At 69.3% G+C, this 22,366-nt stretch carries 19 protein-coding genes; 10 read left to right on the plus strand and 9 right to left on the minus strand.

The genetic code is table 11. The features are described from left to right. Positions 1-27 precede the first annotated feature (27 nt). Positions 28-1,329 (plus strand): MFS transporter, encoded by a 1,302-nt coding sequence (locus AB0J87_RS02775; RefSeq protein WP_363962344.1) that lies wholly within the window; start codon positions 28-30, stop codon positions 1,327-1,329. Here AB0J87_RS02775 and AB0J87_RS02780 read toward each other — a convergent pair. Then, the gene (locus tag AB0J87_RS02780; protein WP_313044612.1) at positions 1,326-1,817 is read right to left on the minus strand and encodes a gamma-glutamylcyclotransferase; all 492 of its coding nucleotides are present in this window, start codon (positions 1,815-1,817) and stop codon (positions 1,326-1,328) included. The genes AB0J87_RS02775 and AB0J87_RS02780 overlap by 4 nt on opposite strands. Positions 1,818-2,044: 227 nt before the next feature. On the opposite strand from AB0J87_RS02780, the gene AB0J87_RS02785 reads away from it, so the two are divergent. Further along, a complete protein-coding gene (locus AB0J87_RS02785) occupies positions 2,045-3,433 on the plus strand; it encodes an NAD(P)H-quinone dehydrogenase (RefSeq protein WP_350731339.1) in 1,389 nt (462 codons plus the stop codon). 5 nt (positions 3,434-3,438) lie between these two features. Here the strand turns inward: AB0J87_RS02785 and AB0J87_RS02790 are convergent, their stop codons facing one another. Continuing rightward, positions 3,439-3,870: a MarR family transcriptional regulator gene (locus tag AB0J87_RS02790; RefSeq protein WP_355190518.1), complete on the minus strand. Its 432-nt coding sequence runs from the start codon at positions 3,868-3,870 to the stop codon at positions 3,439-3,441. 126 nt (positions 3,871-3,996) lie between these two features. Between AB0J87_RS02790 and AB0J87_RS02795 the strand changes: the two genes are divergently transcribed. After that, entirely contained in the window at positions 3,997-4,818 is an 822-nt protein-coding gene (locus AB0J87_RS02795; RefSeq protein WP_363962345.1) for an NmrA family NAD(P)-binding protein, read from the plus strand. Between the two features lie 48 nt (positions 4,819-4,866). On the opposite strand, the gene AB0J87_RS02800 is transcribed toward AB0J87_RS02795, so the two are convergent. Next, positions 4,867-5,763, minus strand: coding sequence for an RNA polymerase sigma-70 factor (locus AB0J87_RS02800; RefSeq protein ID WP_363962346.1), 897 nt, complete (start codon positions 5,761-5,763; stop codon positions 4,867-4,869). Then, entirely contained in the window at positions 5,760-6,626 is an 867-nt protein-coding gene (locus tag AB0J87_RS02805; protein ID WP_363962347.1) for an SDR family NAD(P)-dependent oxidoreductase, read from the minus strand. The genes AB0J87_RS02800 and AB0J87_RS02805 overlap by 4 nt, the downstream gene beginning before the upstream one ends. A gap of 195 nt (positions 6,627-6,821) precedes the next feature. On the opposite strand from AB0J87_RS02805, the gene AB0J87_RS02810 reads away from it, so the two are divergent. From AB0J87_RS02810 to AB0J87_RS02835, 6 genes are all read left to right on the plus strand, one after another. Next, positions 6,822-9,110, plus strand: a complete 2,289-nt coding sequence (locus AB0J87_RS02810) for a TIM-barrel domain-containing protein (RefSeq protein WP_363962348.1) — start codon at positions 6,822-6,824, stop codon at positions 9,108-9,110. Between the two features lie 17 nt (positions 9,111-9,127). Continuing rightward, positions 9,128-10,435, plus strand: a complete 1,308-nt coding sequence (locus AB0J87_RS02815) for an extracellular solute-binding protein (protein ID WP_363962349.1) — start codon at positions 9,128-9,130, stop codon at positions 10,433-10,435. Continuing rightward, positions 10,436-11,299: a sugar ABC transporter permease gene (locus tag AB0J87_RS02820; protein WP_363962350.1), complete on the plus strand. Its 864-nt coding sequence runs from the start codon at positions 10,436-10,438 to the stop codon at positions 11,297-11,299. Then, the gene (locus tag AB0J87_RS02825; RefSeq protein ID WP_192790081.1) at positions 11,296-12,117 is read left to right on the plus strand and encodes a carbohydrate ABC transporter permease; all 822 of its coding nucleotides are present in this window, start codon (positions 11,296-11,298) and stop codon (positions 12,115-12,117) included. Before AB0J87_RS02820 ends, AB0J87_RS02825 begins: the two co-directional genes overlap by 4 nt. 13 nt (positions 12,118-12,130) lie before the next feature. Next, positions 12,131-15,010 (plus strand): glycoside hydrolase family 3 C-terminal domain-containing protein, encoded by a 2,880-nt coding sequence (locus AB0J87_RS02830; RefSeq protein WP_363962351.1) that lies wholly within the window; start codon positions 12,131-12,133, stop codon positions 15,008-15,010. 113 nt (positions 15,011-15,123) lie between these two features. Continuing rightward, entirely contained in the window at positions 15,124-15,588 is a 465-nt protein-coding gene (locus AB0J87_RS02835) for a hypothetical protein (RefSeq protein WP_363962352.1), read from the plus strand. Here AB0J87_RS02835 and AB0J87_RS02840 read toward each other — a convergent pair whose 3' ends face one another. Continuing rightward, a complete protein-coding gene (locus tag AB0J87_RS02840) occupies positions 15,589-16,356 on the minus strand; it encodes a 3-oxoacyl-ACP reductase family protein (protein ID WP_363962353.1) in 768 nt (255 codons plus the stop codon). It lies immediately after the preceding gene. A gap of 207 nt (positions 16,357-16,563) precedes the next feature. On the opposite strand from AB0J87_RS02840, the gene AB0J87_RS02845 reads away from it, so the two are divergent. Beyond that, a complete protein-coding gene (locus tag AB0J87_RS02845) occupies positions 16,564-19,212 on the plus strand; it encodes a cellulose binding domain-containing protein (RefSeq protein WP_363962354.1) in 2,649 nt (882 codons plus the stop codon). A gap of 297 nt (positions 19,213-19,509) precedes the next feature. On the opposite strand, the gene AB0J87_RS02850 is transcribed toward AB0J87_RS02845, so the two are convergent. The 4 genes from AB0J87_RS02850 to AB0J87_RS02865 all read right to left on the minus strand — a co-directional run bounded on the left by AB0J87_RS02850 (position 19,510) and on the right by AB0J87_RS02865 (position 22,301). Then, a complete protein-coding gene (locus AB0J87_RS02850; protein ID WP_363962355.1) occupies positions 19,510-20,064 on the minus strand; it encodes a TetR/AcrR family transcriptional regulator in 555 nt (184 codons plus the stop codon). A 19-nt stretch (positions 20,065-20,083) separates the two neighbouring features. After that, the gene (locus tag AB0J87_RS02855) at positions 20,084-20,557 is read right to left on the minus strand and encodes a nuclear transport factor 2 family protein (protein WP_363962356.1); all 474 of its coding nucleotides are present in this window, start codon (positions 20,555-20,557) and stop codon (positions 20,084-20,086) included. Between the two features lie 353 nt (positions 20,558-20,910). Then, on the minus strand, positions 20,911-21,834 hold the full coding sequence (locus AB0J87_RS02860; protein ID WP_363962357.1) for a hypothetical protein: 924 nt from the start codon (positions 21,832-21,834) through the stop codon (positions 20,911-20,913). Between the two features lie 11 nt (positions 21,835-21,845). Next, entirely contained in the window at positions 21,846-22,301 is a 456-nt protein-coding gene (locus AB0J87_RS02865) for an RNA polymerase sigma factor (RefSeq protein WP_363963095.1), read from the minus strand. Between the last annotated feature and the right edge of the window lie 65 nt (positions 22,302-22,366).

Consider the following 22,366-nt stretch of genomic DNA (forward strand, 5'->3'; position numbering starts at 1 on the left):
CCGCACTTTGCAGCAAAGGAGCCCCCCGTGGCGACCTCCCCCGTGGCACAATCACCGGTCGGCATTCCCAAGAGTCGTGTCCGCCAGCTGACGGCGGCCAGCATCGGCAACGTCGTGGAATGGTACGACTGGTACGCCTACACCGCCCTCGCGACCGTCTTCTCCGTCCAGGTCTTCCCGAAGGACGCCGGGGGCCTGGTGCCCTTGCTGAGCACGTACGGTGTCTTCGCCGTCGGCTTCTTCATGCGCCCGCTGGGCGGCCTGCTGGTCGGCTCGTTCGCCGACAGGTTCGGGCGCAAGGCCGCGATGACGTTCACGATCGTGCTGATGGGCGCCGGTTCGCTGCTGGTGGGCGTGACTCCGACGTACGAGGCCGTGGGCCTGCTGGCGCCGGTCCTCCTCACCCTGGCCCGCCTCATCCAGGGGCTGTCGGTGGGCGGCGAGTTCGCCGCCGCGACCACGTTCCTGGTGGAGTCGGCTCCGACCGGCCGCCGTGGCCTGTTCTCGAGCTTCCAGTACGTCAGCACCACCATCGGTCAGCTGCTGGCCCTCGGGCTGTCCGCACTGCTGGCCGCCAACCTGGACAAGGCCGACCTGTCCTCCTATGGCTGGCGCATCCCGTTCATCGTGGGCGCCGTGCTCAGCCTCGTCGGCCTGTGGATCCGCAAGGGTGCGGACGAGACCTCGGCCGTCGCGGAGGAGATCCAGCGCGGTGAGGTCAAGCGGCCGCGGCTGTTCGAGTTCCTGGTGGGCCACCCGAAGGAGGCCGCCACGATCGTCGGCATCACCGTCGCGGGCACCGTGGCGTACTACACCTGGACGACCTTCCTGCCGACCTACGCGCAGATCACGGTCGGCTTCGACGTGGCGGAGTCGCTCGAGATCGGCACGATCTCACTGTTCTTCTTCATGCTGCTGCAGCCGCTGCTCGGCATGCTGTCGGACCGCATCGGGCGCAAGCCGATGCTGATCACCTTCGGCGTCGCCTTCGTGGTCCTGCCGGTGCCGCTGCTCAGCTCGCTGGGCAACTCGTTCGGGAGCCTGCTGCTCGTGCAGCTGATCGGCATGGTGTTCCTCGGCTGCTTCACCTCGATCTCGGCCGCCGTGAACTCCGAGCTCTTCCCGACGAGGGTGCGCGCGGCCGGCGCGGGCTTCCCGTACTCGCTGACCGTGGCGCTCTTCGGCGGCACCGCCCCGCTCATCGGCACCGCGCTCAAGGACGCCGGCAACGTCGGGGTGTTCCCCTATTACATGTCGGCGCTGGCGCTGATCTCGACGCTGGTCTACATCTTCGTGCTGAAGGAGACCAAGGACGAGCCGCTGCGTTAACCGCCGTACGAGGTGCAGGGGCGCTCCCGCAACTCCTTGACGTAGTCGTCGGGAGCGCCCGCCCGCTCCGCCGCCTCGGCCAGGCTGCCGAGGTAGCGGGCCGACGGCAGGCCGCCCTCGTAGCCGTCGAGCACGTAGAACCAGGCCACGACCTCCCCGTCGAGGGTCTGCACCCGCAGCCGCACCTTGTGGTACGCCCCGCGCAGCGCGCCCTCCCACTGGTCGAGCGAGGTCTCCTCCCAGTCGGGCACGTCGTAGAGCACCACGAACACGTGCTCGTCGGGATCCTCGACGATCGTGGCGATCGCGCCCTCCCAGGTGGGGTCGCTGCCGCCGAAGGTCAGCCGCCAGCCCGTCAGCCAGCCGACGCCCCAGATGGGGGAGTGCGGCGCGCGCATGGCCATCTGCTCCGGGTCCATGTTCGAGCCGTACGCGGCATAAAGCCTGGGCTCATTCGGCTTTCCTGCAGGACCTGAAAGCCACGCCACGGTCCACCCCTCTCGGCGGGTGCTGCACGTCATCCAGCTACCGCGCCATCCTGTCACGCTGGGCGGCCGAGTCGGTCCATCACTACGGATGTGGGGACGACGTGTCACCCCTCCGTCACCGAGCGGCATGATACCAGCCATCATGATCTTGAGTCTTTTATCAGGCGTGTGCGGGTGGCAACGGCCCAGTTGCAGCCTTACCGAGACCATGCGGGACAATGGGTTACGTGACGAGGATCGTGATCATCGGTGGCGGACCCGGCGGCTACGAAGCGGCGCTGGTGGCCGCGCAGCTAGGCGCGCAAGTCACCATGATCGAGCAGGACGGCCCGGGCGGCGCGTGCGTGCTGACCGACTGCGTGCCGTCCAAGACGCTGATCGCGACCTCGGTCCGCAAGCAGGCGCTGCTCGACGCGCCGTCCCTGGGCGTGGCGTTCTCCGGCGGGCCCGACGGTGACGCGGGCGTGGTCGGGGTCGATCTGCCGCTGGTCAACAAACGGGTTAAGGAGTTGGCCCAGGCCCAGTCCGCCGACATCGCCACCCGGGTCGAGGCCGAGGGCGTCGAGATCATCAGGGCGCGCGGGCGGCTGGTCGACCCGCAGGTGGTCCGGGCGGGCGACCGTACGATCAAGGCCGAGGTCGTGATCGTGGCCACCGGCGCGACGCCGCGCGTGCTGCCCGGAGCCGAGCCCGACGGCGAGCGCATCCTCACCTGGCGCCAGCTCTACGACCTGGAGGAGCTGCCCGAGCACCTGATCGTGGTCGGCTCGGGCGTGACGGGCGCGGAGTTCGCGGGCGCGTACCGCTCGCTCGGCTCGGAGGTCACGCTGGTCTCCAGCCGCGACCGGATGATGCCCAACGAGGACGCCGACGGCGCCGAGGTCCTCGAAGAGGTCTACCGCCGCCGCGGCATGAACGTCATGGGCCGCTCGCGCGCCGCCTCCGTCAAGCGCACGGCCGACGGCGTGGTCGTGACCCTGGAGGACGGCCGCACGGCCGAGGGGACCCACGCGCTGATGACGGTCGGCATGATCCCCAACACCGCCGGCATCGGCCTGGAGGAGGCCGGGGTCCAGCTCGACAAGGGCGGCTTCATCAAGGTCGACAAGGTCTCGCGCACGTCCGCGCCCGGCGTCTACGCGGCCGGCGACTGCACGGGCGTGCTCATGCTGGCCTCGGTGGCGGCCATGCAGGGGCGCATCGCCGTCTGGCACGCGCTCGGGGAGGCCGTCCAGCCGCTGCGGCTGGCCACGGTGGCCTCCAACATCTTCACCGACCCGGAGATCGCGGCCGTCGGGGTCGCCCAGCGGTCCATCGAGGCGGGCGAGATCGAGGCCAACGTCGTCAAGCTGCCCCTGGCCACCAACGCGCGGGCGAAGATGCAGGGGTTCAACGACGGCTTCGTCAAGCTGTTCTGCCGCCCGCACACCGGGATCGTGCTGGGCGGCGTGGTGGTGGCGCCGCGCGCTTCCGAGCTGATCCTGGCGGTGTCGGTGGCGGTGCAGCAGCGGCTGACCGTCGACCAGCTCGCGCACACGTTCGCCGTCTACCCGTCGCTCTCGGGCTCCATCACCGAGGCCGCCCGCCGCCTCATGCAGCCGGGCCACGCCATCTGACCCCTTCAGCTCTCCTTGGCGAGGCGATCGGCCTGCGCGCGGCCCACTTCGGCGGCTCGGCGCAGGTAGTCGGCGATGACGGTCAGCTCCGGGTCGCTGTACCGCTCCAGCACCTCGCTGAACGCCTTGCCCGGTAGGGCCCAGGCCGCGCCGATCCTCTCCCGCGCCGAGGGCGCCAAAGCGACCAGGGCCCGCCTGCGATCGGCCGGGTCCGGGCGCCGCACCACCAGGCCCGCCTTCTCCAGCCGATCCACCAGGCGAGTGGCGGAGCCGGGCGTCAGGCCCGTCAGCCGTGCGATCTCGCCGGTGCTGACCGGCCCCGACTCCAGATCCAGCAGCGCCACGCACTGCAGGTCGGTGGAGTGAATCTGCAGATGGTCGGCCAATGCCTGGTTGAACAGCACGTACGCCGCGTAGTGCCGCTGGCTCTCATCCATGATCTGCTTCAGCGTTTCGGCTCGGTTTGACACCCGACAGTCCCATGCCTCACATTTGTTTGCGTCACACAACTTTTGCGTGATGCATTTTTTGTGTCACGCTCACATCTTAAGGCATGTACTGATATGACCATCCTTGTTACCGGCGCTCGCGGCGCCGTGGCCACCGAGCTCATCGCCCTCCTGCGTCAGCGCGGCCTGCCCGTCCGCCCCGCCTCAAGCCGTCCCACCGACCCGTCGATCGCCACCTGCGACCTCACCGACCCGGCCACCTTCCCCGGCGTCCTCGCGGGCGTCAGCTCGATTTTCCTGTACGCCGAGCCCTCGCACATCGACGCCTTCGTGAAGGAGGCCGTCACCGCCGGAGTGGAGCACATCGTGTTGCTCTCGTCGTCCGCCGTGCTCGCCCCGGACGCCGAAGCCCACCCGCTGGCCAAGCCCCACCTCCACGTCGAGCGGGCCCTGACCGCCGCCCCCGTCCGGAGCACGCTGCTGCGTCCTGGCGCCTTCGCCGGCAACGCCCTGGCCTGGTCCTGGCCCGCCAAGAGCGGTGCCCCGGTGAGCCTGCCCTACCCGGGGTCCTACAACGATCCCGTCCATGAGGCCGACCTCGCCGAGGCGGCCGCCGCCGTCCTGGCCGACCCCGCCCTGAGCGGCAGGACGTACACGCTGACCGGCCCCGAGTCGATCACCTGCGCCGAGCAGATCGACATCCTCAGCCGCGTGACCGGCCAGGACATCGCCATCCGGAACGTCACCCGCGAGGAGTGGAAGACGGAGATGGCCGACTACGTGTCCGGACCCGTCGCCGACGCGCTGCTGGACTGGCAACGCGCGAACGACGGCGTTCCGACCGAGCTCACCACGGACCTCCAGCGGCTGATCGGACGGCCCGGCCGTACGTTCGCCACCTGGGCGCAGGAGCACGCGGCCGCCTTCAAGCCCTGACGACAGCGCGGGCGCCAGCTCCGCGAACAGGTTGAACACCGAGGGGCGTCATTGCAGGGTGAGCGGGGTCTCGGATGCGATGCGGGTCAGCTTGTGCGGGTTGCGGACGTAGTAGAGGCCGGTGATGCGGCCGTCCCCGACGCCGATCGCGACGACGCCGTCGACCTCGCCGTCCACCCGGAGGATGAGCGCCGGGCTGCCGTTGACCACGGTGGGCTCACCGGTGAGCGCGACGCCGGCCTTGCCAGGGCCGCCGACGATGAAGCGGGCCACCTTGCCGGCGCCGGCGATGGGCCGTGGCGCGGCCTGCTTGACGCCGCCGCCGTCGCTCACCAGGACGACCTCGGGGGCGAGCACGTCCAGCAGGCCCTGCAGGTCGCCGGCTTCGAGGGCGCGCCGGAACGACTCCAGCGCCGCCCGGGTCTGGTCCGCGGAGACCGCCTCGCGCGGGCGGCGGGCTTCGACGTGCCGGCGGGCCCGGTAGGCGATCTGGCGGACGGCCGCGGGGCTCTTGCCGACGGCGGCCGCTATCTCGTCGTAGCCGACGGCGAAGGCCTCGCGCAGCACGAAGACGGCGCGCTCGGTCGGCGACAGCGTCTCCAGGACGAGCATGAGCGCCATCGACACGCTCTCGGCGAGCTCGACGTCCTCGGCCACGTCCGGCGCGGTGAGCAGCGGCTCCGGCAGCCAGGGGCCGACGTACGCCTCCTTGCGGCTCTTCATGCTGCGCAGGCGGTTGAGCGCCTGCCGGGTGGTGATCCGGATCAGGTAGGCGCGCCGGTCGAGCACCTGATCGAGGTCGGCCTTGACCCAGCGCAGCCAGGTTTCCTGCAGGACGTCTTCGGCGTCGGCGGCCGAGCCGAGCATCTCGTAGGCGACGGTGAAGAGCAGGTTGCGGTAGGAGAGGAAGATCTCTGTCGCCGGGTTGGTGGTCTGATCGCTCATCTGTCGTCCTTCTCCTGCGTGGCAGGGCGCTGGGTGCCCTGCGCCTGTGCCGAGAGATCCTGCCAGTCGGCCCAGGTCTTGAGCCGGTCGGCGTAGGCCTGCTGGATCATCGGGTAGAAGCCCTGCCCGAAGAGCACCCGCAGGGGCGGGTTCTCGGAGTCGACGAGCTTGAGGAGTGCCTGGGCGGCGGCGGCCGGGTCGCCGGCGGGCTGCTTTCCCGCGACCGCGCCGAGGCGCCGGCGGAGACCGTCGTAGGCCGGGTCGGGCTGGGCCATGTGGCCGTTGGCGAGCGGGTCGGGGTTCTTGCCGTCCCTGGTGGCGAAGCCGCCGGGCTCGATGATGGTCACCTTGACGCCGAATTCGGCGACCTCGCCGGCGAGGGCTTCGTTCAAGCCCTCGAGGGCCCACTTGGAGGCGTGGTACGCGCCGCCGAGCGGCATGGCGACGAGCCCGGCCGCCGAGGACAGCTGGATGATGTGCCCTGTGCCCTGCTCGCGCAGACAGGGCAGCGCGGCCTGGATCACCCACACCGCGCCGAACAGGTTGGTCTCCATCTGGTCGCGCAGCTCCTGCTCGGTCAGCTCCTCGATCGCGCCGATCTGGGCGTAGCCGGCGTTGTTCACGATGACGTCCAGACGGCCGAAGTGCTCCCTGGCCCGCTTCACGCTCTCGAAGACGGCGGCCTTGTCGGTCACGTCCATCGCGAGCGGGAGCACCGCGTCGCCGTAGGCGGCGACCAGCTCGTCAAGGCTTTCGGTGGTCCGCGCGGTCGCGGCCACCTTGTCGCCGCGCGAGAGGGCGGCCTCGACGAAGCTGCGGCCGAGGCCCCGCGACGAACCGGTGACGAACCAGACCTTGCTCATGATGTCTTTTCCGTTCTTTCCGCTGTCTGCTGTTCCACCCCCAAGACACGCGGCGCGGCAGAGACATAACACCTATCCGATGTGACCTGTGTCTCCCCCGGACTCGCGGATGCGGCAGGGCCATACCGTTGACGTTTGTTGGTATGGACAGCAAACTAATTCACGAGTTGGCGCAGCCGTTTGTAAGGAGCTTCCATGCCCTATCGCCCCCCATTGGTCACGCACGAGTACTTCGTCGCGGACCCGCCCGAGCTTCCGGTTCGCGGACGAGGCGAGGGTGGTCTGTCGGCGGTGACCGCCGCGGAGCTGGTCGCGGCCGACGGCGCCGAGGTGATGGTGAAAGCGGTCACCACGGCGGAGGAGACGCTGGTCGTCCAGGTGGGAGTAGCCGGTGAGGGAGTCATCCGGGTGCGGTTGTCGGAGGACGCGACCGCCCGGCCGCGCTCGGAAGGGGCCATCTCCCTGGTGACCCCCGGTACGTATCCAGGGGCACGTGCCGGGGTCGCGCCAGGCGAGCCGATCGTGATCGACGCGGGCTCGCTGCGGGCCGAGATCAGCTTGGCACCGTGGCACCTCAGATTCACGGACGCGACCGGTAAGACGCTGGTCGAGCAGGATCGGGGGCACACCGACATCAGCGGACGGCTGCGTACGCTGCCCTTCGGCCGCTCCAGCGTCAACGGCGCCCCCGTCGCCTACCACGAGAGCTTCGCCGCCGCGCCCGACGAGGCCTTCAGCGGGTTCGGGGAGTCGTTCACACGGTTGGACAAGCGCGGCCAGCGCCCGCTCATGTGGAACTTCGACGCGTTCGGCGCCGAGTCGCAGCGCGCGTACAAGAACATCCCCCTGTACGTCTCCAGCAAGGGCTACGGGGTCCTCGTCGACAGCGGGGCCCCGACGGAGTTCGACGTGTGCCAGTCCACGCACAGCGTCGTGCAGATCCTCGTGCCGGACGACGTGATGGACTACTACGTGATCGCCGGGCCGACGCCGCCGGAGGTCCTGAACCGTTACGACCTGCTGACCAGCCGCCCGTCGCTGCCGCCGAAGTGGGCGTTCGGGACGTGGATCTCGTCGGGGTTCTGCGTGGACAGCCAGGAGCGGGTACTGGCCAGGGCGCGGACGATCAGGGAGCGCGGCATCCCGTGCGACGTGCTGCACCTGGACACCTACTGGCAGAGCGACGGGCACTGGTCCGACCTGCAGTGGGACCCCGTGAACTTCCCCGACCCGGACGCGATGCTGGCCGAGCTCAAGGGGATGGGGTTTCGGGTCTGCCTGTGGATGAATCCGTATATCTCCCACCTGAGCCCCGCCTTCGCGCAGGCATCTGATGCCGGATATTTCTTGAAGAATCGGGCGGGGGAGACGTACGTCGCCGACTGCTGGCACGGGTCGTTCCCGGCGTGCGGGATCGTGGACCTCACCAACCCGCAGGCCGTCGCCTGGTTCCAGGGCCTGCTGCGCGACCTCCTGCGCCAGGGTGTGGACACGTTCAAGACCGACTTCGCCGAGGGCGTGCCCGCCGACTCCGTGGCCTTCAACGGCATGAGCGGCACCGACCTGCACAACGTCTACACCCTGCTGTTCAACGACGCCGTCGCCGCCGTGACCCGCGAGGTGCACGGCCACGACCTGGTCTGGGCCCGCTCCTCGTACCTCGGCGGCCAGCGCCACAGCGCCCAGTGGGGCGGCGACACCTACACCAGCTACGCCGCCATGGGCAGCACGATCAGGGGCGGCCTCGCGCACGGCCTGTCCGGCGTGCCGTTCTGGAGCCACGACGCCGGCGGCTTCACCGGCCGGCCCACCGACGACCTGTACGTGCGCTGGACCCAGTTCGGCGCGCTCTCCCCGCTGCTGCGCCTGCACGGCACGACCACCCGCGAGCCGTGGGAGTTCCCGGCCGTCGAGGAGCAGGCCGTCGGCGCGCTGAAGCTGCGTTACCGGCTGATGCCCTACATCTACACGGCGGCCGTCGAGGCGGCCCGCACCGGCGCGCCCATGATGCGGGCCCTGTGCGTGGACCACCCGGACGACCCGGTGGCCTGGCAGGCCGACCTGCAGTACCTGCTCGGCCGGGACCTGCTCGTCGCCCCCATGACCGCGCCCGAGGGCTCCCGCCAGGTGTACCTGCCGCGCGGCACGTGGGTCGACTACTGGACGGGCGAGGTGCTCGAAGGCTCCCGCTATGTCACGGTCGGCAAGCCGCTCGACCAGATCCCCCTCTTCGTCCGGCACGGCGCGCTCATCCCGGTGGTCGCCGACCCAGGGGACACGGTGGACGTGCCGGCCGAGATCACCCTCGTCGCCTTCGGGGGCGGCGACGGGACTGCGGAAATCCACGACACGGACGGCGTGACGGTCGCCGTCGCCACCAGGGACGGCGATGTGCTGCGCGTCGCCGTCACCGGCCCGAAGCGCGTCACCGGGGTCGAGATCGCCCCGGTGGCCGGCGCTCCCGCGCGGGCCGAAATCTCGTAACACCCCCTGGAGGGATCATGGTGAAATCAAGAACCGCGGCGGCGCTCGCCGCCGCGGTCCTGCTCCTGTCGGCGTGCGGCTCGGGCGGCTCGGAGACCCCGTCCGCCCAGAGCAGCAGTCAGCCGCGCACTCTCAAACTCTGGCACTACGAGTCGGCCGACAGCGCCATGGGCAAGGCGTGGACCGAGGCGATCAAGAAGTTCGAGGCGTCCCACCCGAACGTGAAGATCAAGTTCGAGGCCAAGGGCTTCGAGCAGATCCAGAAGACGGCGAGCATGGTCCTCAACTCCGACGAGGCGCCCGACATCATGGAGTACAACAAGGGCAACGCCACCGCCGGTCTGCTGTCCAAGCAGGGGCTGCTCACCGACCTGAGCGAGGAGGCCGCCAAGCGCGGCTGGGACAAGCTGCTGCCCGGCGGCCTGCAGACCACCGCCAAGTACGACGACCGCGGCGTCATGGGCTCCGGCAAGTGGTACGGCGTGCCGAACTACGGCGAGTTCGTGATGGTCTATTACAACAAGGCCCTGTTCGACAAGCACAAGGTCCAGGTGCCGACGACGTTCGAGCAGTTCACGGCCGCGATGGACACGTTCGTCAAGGCAGGGGTGACCCCCATCGCCACGGCCGGCGCCGAGTACCCGGCCCAGCAGATCTTCTACCAGCTCGCGCTGACCAAGGCGCAGAAGCCGTGGCTGGATGCCTTCCAGTCCTACAAGGGCAAGGTCGACTTCCACGGTCCCGAGTTCACCTACGGCGCCGACACGTTCGCCGACTGGGTGAAGAAGGGCTACATCGCCAAGAACTCGTCGGGGATCAAGGCCGAGGACATGGGCGTGTCGTTCATCAACGGCAAGTTCCCCATGATGATCAGCGGTAGCTGGTGGTACGGCCGCTTCGCCTCGGAGATCAAGAAGTTCGAGTGGGGCCACTTCCTCTTCCCCGGCGCCACGATGGCCCCGGGCTCCAGCGGCAACATCTGGGTCGTGCCCGAGAAGTCGGAGAACAAGGACCTGGCCTACGACTTCATCGACATCACGATGAGCAAGGACATCCAGAACCTCCTGGGCAACTCCGGCGGCGTCCCCGTGGCCGCGGACCCGGCCGCGATCACCGACGCGAAGAGCAAGGAGCTCATCGAGACGTTCAACAAGCTCACCAGTCAGGACGGCCTGGCCTTCTACCCCGATTGGCCCGCGCCCGGCTACTACGACGTCCTCGTCGCCGGGGTCCAGAACCTCATCAACGGCAGCAAGGCCCCGGCCGCGGTGCTGGACGAGATCGCCAAGCCGTACGAGGACAACCTCGCCGACATCGGTAATTAGATGAGGGTGCGCACGAGGGGGTACTGGCTCTACCTGGCCCCCAGCCTGCTGCTGTTCCTGGTCGTCATCGTCGTGCCGTTCCTCATGAACGTGGGCGCGAGCTTCACCCGCTGGTCGGGGGTCGGCACGCCCAGGTGGATCGGGTTCGACAACTACACCAGGCTGCTGAAGGACGAGCGGTTCTGGCAGTCGTTCCAGCACAACGTGGGCCTGATCGTGGCCATGGCCATCGTGCCGACCGCGATCGGCCTCGTGCTGGCGGCCGCCCTGTTCGACTACATCGGCAAGAAGTTCGGGCCGCGCACGGCCTCGGCGCTGCGGGCCATGTACTACCTGCCGCAGGTGCTGCCGGTGGCCGTGGCCGGCGTGGTGTGGGGCTGGATGCTGCACCCGTCGTACGGCGCGATCAACCAGATCTTCGGCCTCGACCTCGACTGGCTCGGAGATCCCGACCTGGCGCTGGCCACGGTCATGGCGGTCATGGTCTGGTTCCAGCTCGGCTACCCGGTGGTGATCTTCATGGCGGGCCTGCAGCGCGTGGACCCGGCCTACTACGAGGCGGCCGAGATCGACGGGGCCTCGTGGTGGCGCAGGTTCTGGCACATCACGCTCCCGCAGATCCGGCCGGAGATCTTCGTGGTGCTGCTGACGTGCACGATCGCCGCGCTCAAGGTGTTCGGGCCGATCTTCGTGCTGACCCGCGGAGGGCCCGGCAACGCGACGATGGTGCCGTCGTACTTCTCGTACCTGAACTTCTTCCAGAAGAGCAACGTCGGGTACGGCTCCGCGATCGCCACGGTGCTGGCCCTGATCATCATCGTGGTGACGTTCCTGTTCCTGCGGGTCCAGGAGCGTGCGGAATGAGGGGCCCGGGACGCTGGGCGGTGCTGTTCGCGCTGGTCGTGCTGGCGGTCGTGATGGTGTTCCCGTTCGCGATCGTGGCGATCAACGCGGTCAAGTCGCCGGCCGAGTACAGCTCCGACGGGCCGCTGAGCCTGCCCGACGGGCTCTACCTTCAGGGGCTCGTCGACTTCTGGAACCGGGTGGAGTTCGGCACGAAACTCTGGAACAGCCTCCTGATCAGCGCGTCCGTGGCCGTGCTCGCCGTCGTGCTGTCGGTGCTCAACGCGTACGCGCTGGGCATCGGCAGGGTGAAGGGCCGGCTGTCGATCCTCGTGCTGTTCCTGGTGGCCAACACGCTGCCGCAGGAGGCGCTGGCCTACCCGCTGTACTACCTGGCCAAGGCGGTCGGGCTGTACGACACGCAACTGTCGGTGATCATCGTCATGACGGTGATCCAGGCGGCGTTCGGCACGTACCTGCTGAGCGCGGTCCTGGGCCAGTTCCCGAAGGAGATCCTGGAGGCGGCGGCGATCGACGGCGCGGGGCGGCTGCGGTCCCTGTGGCGGATCGTGGTGCCGATCAGCAGACCCACCCTCAACGTGCTGCTGATCTTCTTCTTCATCTGGACCTGGAACGAGTTCTTCCTGCCGCTGATCTTCCTGATCTCGAACGACACCCAGACGGTGCCCGTCGCGCTCGCCGTGCTGCAGGGCGAGAAGTACATGGACGCCACGATGTCCAGCGCCTCGGCGCTGCTCGGCCTCCTGCCGGCGGTCGCCTTCTTCCTGATCTTCCAGCGCACGCTGACCCGAGGTGTGACGGTCGGCGCCATCAAGTGATGGAGAACCATTGATGCGAAAAACCCCGCTATTAGCCACCCTCACGCTGGCGGCCTCGCTGCTGGCCGTACCTCCCGCGCAGGCCGACGGCTTCCCGTTCCAGAACCCGGCCCTGCCGGTGGAGCAGCGGGTCGACGACCTGCTCGGCCGGCTCACGCTCCAGGAGAAGCTGGGCCTGCTGCACCAGTCGCAGGCGGCCATCCCGCGGCTGGGCATCGCGTACCACAAGAACGGCACCGAGGCGCTGCACGGCGTCGGCTGGTCCAACCACCTCAACGACGGCTGGAGCCAGAAGTTCGCCAGCGGCACCGTGTTCCCGCAGGCCGTCGGGCTGGCCAGCACGTGGGACCCCGAGCTGATCAAGCGGGTCGGGTCGGCGGTCGGCGACGAGGTCCGCGGCTACAACGACGCGGACCCGGTCCTGTGGGGCCTGCAGGTGTGGGCGCCCGTCGTGGACCTGCTGCGGGACCCGCGGGCGGGCCGCAACGAGGAGGGCTACTCGGAGGACCCGCTGCTGACCGGGGCCATCTCCACCGCCTACGGCAAGGGCCTGCAGGGTGACGACCCCGTCTACCTGAAGACCGCGCCCGTGCTGAAGCACTTCCTGGCCTACAACAACGAGACCAACCGCGGCACCAGCTCCTCCAACCTGACGCCGAAGCTCAAGCACGAGTACTACGAGCAGGCGTTCAAGGCGGCCATCTCGGCCAACGCCGCGACCGGGGTCATGGCGTCGTACAACCTGGTCAACGGGCGGCCCAACCACGTCAATCCCGACCTCGGCAGCACGGTCAGGTCGTGGACGGACAAGACGCTCTACAACGTCAGTGACGCCTGGGGGCCGTACGCGCTCACGGAGACGGAGAAGTACTACGACAACAAGCCCGAGGCGTTCGCCGCGGTGCTCAAGGCGGGGCTCGACAGTTACACCATCGACGACAGCAACGCCGGGCCGCTGGCCGAGCACCTGACGGCCGCGCTCGACCAGGGGCTCATCACCCAGGCCGACGTGGACCGGGCCGTGCGCAACGTGCTGACCATCCGGACGCGGCTGGGGCACTTCGACCCGGACGGCGGGCCGTACAAGAAGATCACCAAGGACGTGATCAACAGCCCGGCCAACCAGAAGCTCAACCGGGAGGCCGCCGGCAGGGCCGCGGTGCTGCTGCGGAACTCCGGCGCCCTGCCGTTCAAGGCGCCGAAGTCGGCGGCCGTGGTCGGCCCGCTGGCCGGGACGCTCTACCGCGACTGGTACGGGGGCAAGGCGCCGTACCAGGTCACGCCGGTGGACGGGATCAAGGAGCGCGTCGGAGACGTCAGCACCGGCGCGGGCCTGGAGCGGATCGCGCTCAAGCACCTGGCCTCCGGCAAGTACCTCACCGCCACCGGCACCGGGGCCGACGACAACGCCGCCCTGATCGACGCGGCGCCGACCGCGGCCTCCCAGTGGGACCTGACCGACTGGACCGGTGGCGTGTCCACGCTGCGCAACGCCGGCAACGGCAAGCTGCTCGGCGGCGACTGGCGCTCGCTCGACACCGACGACGCCGACCCCGACGGCTGGTACGTCCAGCAGCAGTTCGCCCTCGAAACGCAGGCGGACGGCAGCTACCTGATCAGGTACGCCGGCTACGAGACCGCCGAGGGCTGGTACGGCCTGCCCGACCCGTACGTGACCGTCGCCGCCGACGGCACGCTCGGCCTGGCGCCCAAGGCGCAGGCCGCCAAGTTCGGCAAGGAGGTCGTCTCGGACGGCGTCGCCGCGGCCGCCGCGCAGGCCGCCAAGGCCGAGGTCGCGGTCGTGGTGGTGGGCAGCCACCCGTTCGTAGCCGGGCGCGAGGTCCACGACCGCGCCAACCTGCAGCTCGGCGCCGGGCAGCGGCGGCTGATCGAGGCCGTGCGCAAGGCGAACCCGCGCACCGTCGTCGTCCTGGAGACCAGCTACCCGGTCGTCGTGGACGCCCCGAACCTGCTGTGGACCACCCACGCGGGCGCGGAGACCGGCCACGCCGTCGCCGACGTGCTCTTCGGCGCCGTCAACCCGGCCGGCCGGCTCACCCAGACCTGGCCCGCCGGCGACAGCCTGCCGGACATCTACAACTACGACCTGGCCAAGACCGGGATGACGTACCTGTACGGAAAGGGCAAGCCGCTCTACGCGTTCGGGCACGGTCTGAGCTACACCACGTTCGGCTACCAGGGCCTGACCGTCCAGGGCGACAAGGTGAGCGTCAAGGTCACCAACACCGGCAAGGTCAAGGGCGACGAGGTGGTCCAGCTCTACACCCACCAGCGCGAATCCCGCTTCAAGCAGCCGGTCAAGCAGCTGCGCGCCTTCCAGCGGGTCACGCTGAACCCGGGCGAGACCCGAACGGTGACCTTCACCCTGAAGAAGTCCGACCTGGCGGTCTGGGACTACACCCGGGGCAAGTGGGCCGTGGAGAGCGCCACCCACGACGTCCTCGTCGGCTCGGCGTCCGACCGGATCCGCCAGTCCACCACGCTGCGGGTCTCCGGCGAGACCGTCCCCGTGCGTGACCTGACGAAGACCACGCGGGCGATGGACTTCGACGACTACGCGGGCGTGGCGTTCGCGGACGAGACCAAGGCCGGCGGCGAGGCCGTGGAGGGGTCGGCGGGGGACTGGATCTCCTTCACCGGCGCCTCCTTCGGCTCCAAGTTCACGGCCGGCGTGTCCTCGGTGAGCGGCGGCTCGCTGGAGCTGCGCTCCGGCTCGCCGACCGGCGCCCTGCTGGGCGCCGTCCAGGTGCCCGCCACGGGCGGCGTCTATCAGTGGGGTACGGCGACCGCCACGGTCAAGGCGGGCAGCGGGAGCCTGTACCTCGTGTTCAAGGGTGACGTGCGGATCAAGGACTTCGCGCTCGCCCGATGACGTTTCGTGGCGGCCATGAGCATGGTCATGGCCGCCACGGAACATCCCTTGCCTCGATTGGATAGTTGTGCTATCTATTGCCTAGATAACTCGACTATCCAATGGAGGCTCCGGTGATCGTGATCGTTCTGCTGGTCGCCATGCTGGCGTTCCGGCTGCTGGGCGCGCTGGGTGTGGCCAGGTTCACCACCTGGAGGGTCAGTGCCGCCCACGGCCTGGCGGTCATGCTGGTGATGACGGCCAGCGCGCATTTCGTCCCGGAGGGCGTGACGTTCATGCCCAACCGGGCCGACATGGTGGCCATGGTGCCGCCGTTCGTGCCGTTCCCGGTCTTCGTGGTCTATCTGACGGGCGTGCTGGAGCTGGCGGGCGCGGCCGGGCTCGTGCTCGAAAGGACCCGCAGGGCCGCCGGGATCTGCCTGGCGCTGCTCTTCGTGGGCCTGCTGCCGGCCAACGTGTTCGCCGCCCTCGCCGGCCAGGACGTGACCCCGCTCTGGGAGCGGATCCCCGAGCAGGTCCTCTACATCGCGATCGCGCTGTGGGCCGCCGCGCGCAGCCGCGAACTCAGCCGCGTGTGATCATCGGACGGTCCACCCTCCGTCGACCACCAGCGTGTGCCCCGTGACCAGGGAGGCGGCGGGCGAGGCCAGGAACAGCACCGCGCCGGCCACGTCCATGGGCTCGCCGATGCGGTGCAGCGCCGCGATCCGCTCGACCACGTCCGCCTCGAACGCCGGGTCGGACAGGGCCTGCTCGGTCCCCGGGGTGCGGATGAAGGTCGGGGCCACGTTGTTGACGGTGATGCCGTGCGGGCCCCACTCGACCGCCAGGCAACGGGTCAGGTGGGCGATGGCCGCCTTCGTCATGCAATAGACGGACTCGCCGGGCAGGGCGACCTCGCCGGCCTGGGATCCGACGTTCACGATCCTGCCGTACCCCTGCCGGATCATGGCCCGGCCCACGGCCTGGCCGGCCAGGAAGGTGCCCTTCAGGTTGACCGCGAGCGTCCGGTCGAAGTCCTCCTCCGTGACGTCCTCGGCGGGGTTGCCCGGGGCGATGCCGGCGTTGTTGACCAGGATGTCGATCCGCCCGAACCGGTCGAGCGTCTCCTCCACCGCCCGGGAGATCTGGCCGGGGACCGTCATGTCCATCTGGAGGGGGAGCGCGGCGCGCCCCAGCCCGGTGATCTCGCCGGCCAGGCCGCCGTCCTCGCCGATGTCCCGCAGGCCGATGGCGACGTCGGCCCCGGCGTTGGCCAGCGCCAGCGAGATGGCCCGCCCGAGGCCCCTGGCCGCCCCTGTGACCAGGGCGACCTTTCCGTCGACCCGGAATTCGGGAAACTCCATGCTGCCGTCCTTAATTCGTTGTGTGTCCAAACTATTGACCGTCAGCGCGCCCGTGTGTGAGCCTTCTTGAGTAGCTCATGCGCGAAGGCGCGGTGACGGTCAGGGTCCCTGCACTCTGCTCGTGCATGGCGGTCATCTGAAGCCTTTGGGGCGCCTGCTGGCGTGCCTGGAAAGGGAGAGCCGCGCATGCGAAGAAGGTTATTGGTCATGTTCACGGTCGCCGCCGTGCTGCTCGTGGCGGCTGTCGTGCGGATGTCGCCGGTCTCGGCCGTCGCCTCGGATCCGTACGCGTACAAGAACGTCAGGATCGACGGCGGCGGCTTCGTACCCGGCATCATCTTCAACCCCACGGAGAAGAACCTCATCTACGCCCGCACCGACATCGGCGGGGCGTACCGGTGGAGCCAGTCCACCAAGTCCTGGACCCCGTTGCTGGACTGGGCCGGCTGGGACAAGTGGGGCTACAACGGCGTGATCAGCCTCGCCACCGACCCCGTGCAGACCAACCGGGTGTACGCCGCCGTCGGCATGTACACCAACAGCTGGGACCCCAACAACGGCGCGATCCTGCGTTCGACGGACAAGGGCGACAACTGGCAGGTCACCCCGCTGCCCTTCAAACTGGGCGGGAACATGCCCGGCCGCGGCATGGGCGAGGCGCTGTCGGTGGACCCGAACAACAACAGCGTCCTCTACTTCGGCACCCCCAACGGCAACGGGCTCTGGCGCAGCACCGACTACGGCGCCACCTGGGCGAAGGTGGCCAGCTTCCCGAACCCGGGCAACTACGCCCAGGACCCGAACGACTCCAACGGCTACCTCAGCCACAAGCCGGGCGTGGTCTGGGTGACCTACGACCCGCGCTCGTCCACCAAGGGCACCGCCACCAAGACCATCTACGTGGGCGTCGCCGACAAGGAGAACACCGTCTACCGCACCACCGACGCGGGCGTCACCTGGTCGCGCGTGGCCGGCCAGCCGACCGGCTACCTCGCCCACAAGGGCGTGCTGGACACCACCAACGGCTACCTCTACATCACGACGAGCGACACCGGCGGCCCGTACGACGGCGCCAAGGGCGACGTGTGGCGCTACGCCACCGCGACCGGCACCTGGACCCAGATCAGCCCCATCCCGTCGTCCAGCTCCGACGACTACTTCGGCTACAGCGGCCTGACCATCGACCGGCAGAAGCCGGGCACGATCATGGTGGCCACGCAGATCTCCTGGTGGCCGGACGTGATCTTCTTCCGGTCCACGGACTCCGGCGCGACCTGGACCCGCGTGTGGGACTGGACCTCGTACCCGAACCGCAGCTTCCGCTACAAGCAGGACATCTCGGAGAACCCGTGGCTGACCTTCGGCGCCAACCCGCAGCCCCCTGAGGTCACGCCCAAGCTCGGCTGGATGACGGAGTCCCTGGAGATCGACCCGCTCGACTCCAACAGGATGATGTACGGCACCGGCGCCACGATCTACGGCACCGAGGACCTGGCCAAGTGGGACTCGAACACCCAGTTCACCATCAAGCCCATGGCCAAGGGCCTGGAGGAGACGGCCGTCCTGGACCTGATCAGTCCGCCGAGCGGCGCGTCCCTGGTCAGCGCCCTGGGCGACATCGGCGGCTTCCGCCACACGAACCTGGACGCCGTGCCGTCGACGATGTTCACGGCCCCGGTCTTCACCACGACCACCAGCCTGGACTACGCCGAGAAGTCCCCGTCGATCCTGGTCCGGGCGGGCAGCTTCAAGGACTCCGACCGCCCGAACGACAGCCACGTGGCCTTCTCCACGGACGGCGGCGCCAACTGGTTCCAGGGCACGGAGCCGGGCGGCATCGACGAGGGCGGCACGGTGGCGGCCGCCGCCGACGGCTCCCGCTTCGTCTGGGCGCCCAAGGGTGTCACGCCGGTCTACTCGGTGGGGTACGGCAACTCCTGGCAGCAGGCGTCCGGCCTGCCCACGGGGGCGATCGTGGAGTCGGACCGCGTCAACGCCATGAAGTTCTACGGCTTCAACGGCGGGCGCCTCTACGTCAGCACCAACGGCGGCGCGACCTTCACCGCCACCGCCGCCTCGGGCCTGCCCACCAGCGGCAAGATCAAGGCGGTGCCGGGCAAGGAGGGCGACCTGTGGCTGGCCGGCGACGGCGGCCTGTGGCACTCCACCGACAGCGGCGCGTCCTTCACGAAGCTGTCGGGCATCACCAATTCGGTGAACGTCGGCTTCGGCAAGGCGGCGCCCGGCGGCACGTACATGGCGATCTTCGCGGTGGCCACGATCGGCGGCGTCACGGGCCTGTACCGCTCGGACGACGCCGGGGCGAACTGGGCGCGCATCAACGACGACAAGCACCAGTGGGGCAACATGGGAGAGGCCCTGACGGGCGACCCCAGGGTGTACGGGCGCGTCTACGTCGGCACCAACGGCCGCGGCATCCTGTACGGCGACCGCACGGGCCCGCCGGTAACCGTCACGCCCACCGTGACCCCGACGGTCACCCCCACCGTCACGCCAACCGTGACCCCGACCGTCACCCCCACCACGGGGTCGGGCTGCGCGGCGACGTACAAGGGAGTGAACGAGTGGTCGGGCGGCTTCCAGGCGGAGGTCACCGTCAAGAACACGGGCGCGGCGCAGATCACGGGCTGGAAGGTGACCTGGACCTGGCCGGGTGACCAGAAGATCGGCCAGCTCTGGAGCGGCACCCCGACCCAGACGGGCGCCAACGTGAGCGTCGTCAACGCCGGCTACAACGGCACCCTGGCCCCGAACGGGACGACGTCGTTCGGCTTCACCGGCACCTTCACCGGCGCCAACACCCCACCCGCAACCCTCACCTGCACCCCGGCGTAAGCAAGGCCTTCCACGAGGGGGGCGCTGCGCGCCACGGGATTCCAGCCAGCGCCCCCTTTCGATCCCCCTCAACCCCCGCTCGCTCCCGGTCCCGGGCCGGCACGCTCGCGCTGGTTCCGTCGCTTGCGTATCCGCTGGGAGATCCGCGACGACATCCACCAGGCCCTCGTGTCCCTCGGCCGCGCCATCATCTGCCGGCGACGGCTGAAGATCCCAGCTCTTAGGGCTCCAGGACCGCATGAGGGTGTGGCGGGACCGCCGGGCCAGTCGGCGCGGGGCGTATCCTCCGGTGCCGGGTCATCGAGCGGCGAGGACCTGCGCCCACGGCTCGTCGATGTCGGCCAGACCCAGCACGGCGACCACGTTGTCGAGCATCCCGGCGCCGAACCAGTGCCGCACGGCGTCGTCGTCGCCCAGCAGTTGCCGAACGGTGTCAACCTGCTTGGCGTAGCACCGACGCACGGCCTGTCCTACCAGCGGCTCGCCGGCGGCACAGTTCGCGTGCATGAGGAAACGCAGGATGGTCCGGTCCGCGACGAGCGCGGCGTAGGCGCCGCGCGCCGCATCCAACGCCGCCTCGGGCGCCGGCCCGGCACCACCCGGCGCCGACGAGTGCGCGACCAGCGTTTCGTTCATCACGACGGACACGTGGTCGACCGCCGCCGCGAACAGCGCTTCCTTGTTCGGGTACAGGCGATAGAGATACGGCTGAGAGATGCCGACCCGTTCGGCTATCTCGTGCGTCGTCGTACCGTAGAAGCCCTTCTGGGCGAAGCAATCGATCGCGGCGGCCATGATGGCCAGACGTCGTTCGTCGCTCTTGGTGCTGGTGCCGGCGGCGGGCATGGGCATCAGTTAAACATGGCTCTTCTCAGCCTCCAAAAGTCACGCTGAGGTCAGGGTCGGACGGCACGTCGTGGGGCGTGAGTGCCTCGATCGCCACCAGCGGGTTCCAGTAGTCCAGGTAGTGGGTGATGAGCGCGTCGTCATCGGTCCGGACGACGGAGATGCACGTCTGCTCGTACGGCTTGCCGGTCGGCCGTGCCGTGCCCGTCGAGCGGAACTCGGCGATCACGAGACTCGGATCGACCGTCTCGTGGAACACCAGGTCGACGAACTCGACGTCGAAGGTCTCGGGAAAGCTGCTCATGTGCGCGAACAGTGCGTCCCGCCCCGTTACCCGTCGGGGCACGCCGACCGGCGCGAACGGGAACTCGAGCACCGCGTCCGGGGCGAACAGCGTCACCCATTCGTCCGTGCGTCCTGCGGCGGTAAGGCGCAGATGCTCGGCCACGGTGTGCTGGGCAGCGGCGCGGCGGTCGGCGTCGTCTTTCTCGGCTGTCATATCGACTCCTAAGTTAGTGATTGACCTATAACCTACCAGGACGCAGCGGCAGTGTCGGAGCCGGAGAGAACCGGCTCGCCGCCGACACCGCCGAGGTCCTCGAAGGCGCCTGTGACGCCGCGGCCCATCTTCTTGAGCTGCTGCCGCCCGGAGGCAACGAGTCGGAGGAGTTGATCGCCGCTCTCGCCCGGACCGCGTTCGACGAGTCCGTGCCGCACCGCATGCGGTGGCCGGCGCTCGGTGCGATCGGGGCGTCCTCGTCGGAGACGGCGATCGCATGGCTGACGCGGGCAGCTTCTCGGGGAGAGCTGACCGGCCCCCGTCACGAAGTCCGATCGACCTCGATCCAGGTTCTAGGGGCGGGCCCGGTCCAGGTCGAACGCCACGCCGGCCAGGCGGATCGTGCGCACCTTCGGGTCCTTGATCAGCTCCCGCAGCTCGCGGACCGAGCTGAGCTGGTCCACATAGCCGTAGGCGAGCCCGGCCGAGGCCGCCTTGCGCAGCCGGTCCAGGGACAGGTCGAAGGAGCGCAGGTTGGCGTTGTCGTGGTCACGCAGCAGGCCGGTCCATTTGCGGAACCGTGGCAGGCTGCCGCCGCACGCCTCATCCGTCATGTCGCCGCCCTTGCCGAGGTCCGTCGCGTCGGCCAAGTAGTCGAAGCTCCAGGTGATCGGGAGGGAGCCGGGTCTGCGCTCGTACACGACCCGTTCGGCGCAGGTGCCGTACTGCTTCACGAACGCCTTCAGCTCGGCCTCGCCGAGCGGCTGCTCGAACTCCACCACCGCCAGCGCGCTGAGGTCGGCGGGCAGCCGGGCGAGCACCGCGCGCACCTCGTCCTTGGTCGTCAGGGTGGTGCCGAGGTCGAACAGGGACTGGGAAAGCCTGGTGTTGGCGGTGTGGCCCAGCGGCAGGCGGCCCACGCGGCCGAAGAAGTCCTGGCTGAGCGTGTACGACTCGCTCCCGACCGGCCAGGCCCCGACCGGCCCCAGGGGACGCGCGGCCACCTCGAACGACATCGAGACGGGCGTGGTCTGGCAGCAGGAGCCGATCGTCACCGCATAGGCCGGGTTGTAGATCTGGAAGGCGGTGCCGAGCACGGCCTGCATGCGCTGTTCCCGGTCGCCGCGGGTCTGCACCAGGGACGAGCCCTCGGTCGCGGCCACCGCGAGCAGCGCCAGCACGGCCAGGACGATGGCGACCGTCCGGAACAGCCCCCGCCGCACCGCGCGCCGGGTGCGCTTGGGGTCGAAGTCCGGCAGGTCTGGCATATCAGGCATCTCGGGCATGTTCATGGGCTCTCCTGGTAAAGGTCGGCGAAGGCGGCCCTCGCCCGCCACACCGCGGTCTTGATCGAGTTGTGGGACCTGCCGGTCATCGCGGCGACTTCCACCATCGAGAAGCCTTCGAAGTAGACCAGTTTGAGCAGCCGGCACTGCTGCTCGGGCAGTCGCTCGAGCGCGTCGCGCACGTCCAGCGATTCCACGTGCAGCGGTGGTACGCCCAGTTCGTCGGGGTTCGGGAGGGCCAGTTCGCGGCGGCTCCTGCGGACGTGATCCAGCAGGGTGTTGCGCGCGATCGTGAGGAGCCAGGCCGCCGCGTTCTCCCCGCGCCAGCCGAGCAGCGCCCTGGTCGCCTTGATGAACGTCTCCTGCGCCAGGTCCTCGGCGAGATGCGGATCGCGGGTCCTGCGCAGGAGGAACCCGCACACGAGCGGCCAGTGCTCGCGGTACAGCTCCTCGATGATGTCGCCCCCCGAACGGTTTCGATTGTCACGTCACATGCAGACGCGACCGGGGCGGGAATGGTCAC

The organism is Nonomuraea sp. NPDC049625, from assembly GCF_040675285.1.
Lineage (GTDB): Bacteria > Actinomycetota > Actinomycetes > Streptosporangiales > Streptosporangiaceae > Nonomuraea > Nonomuraea angiospora_A.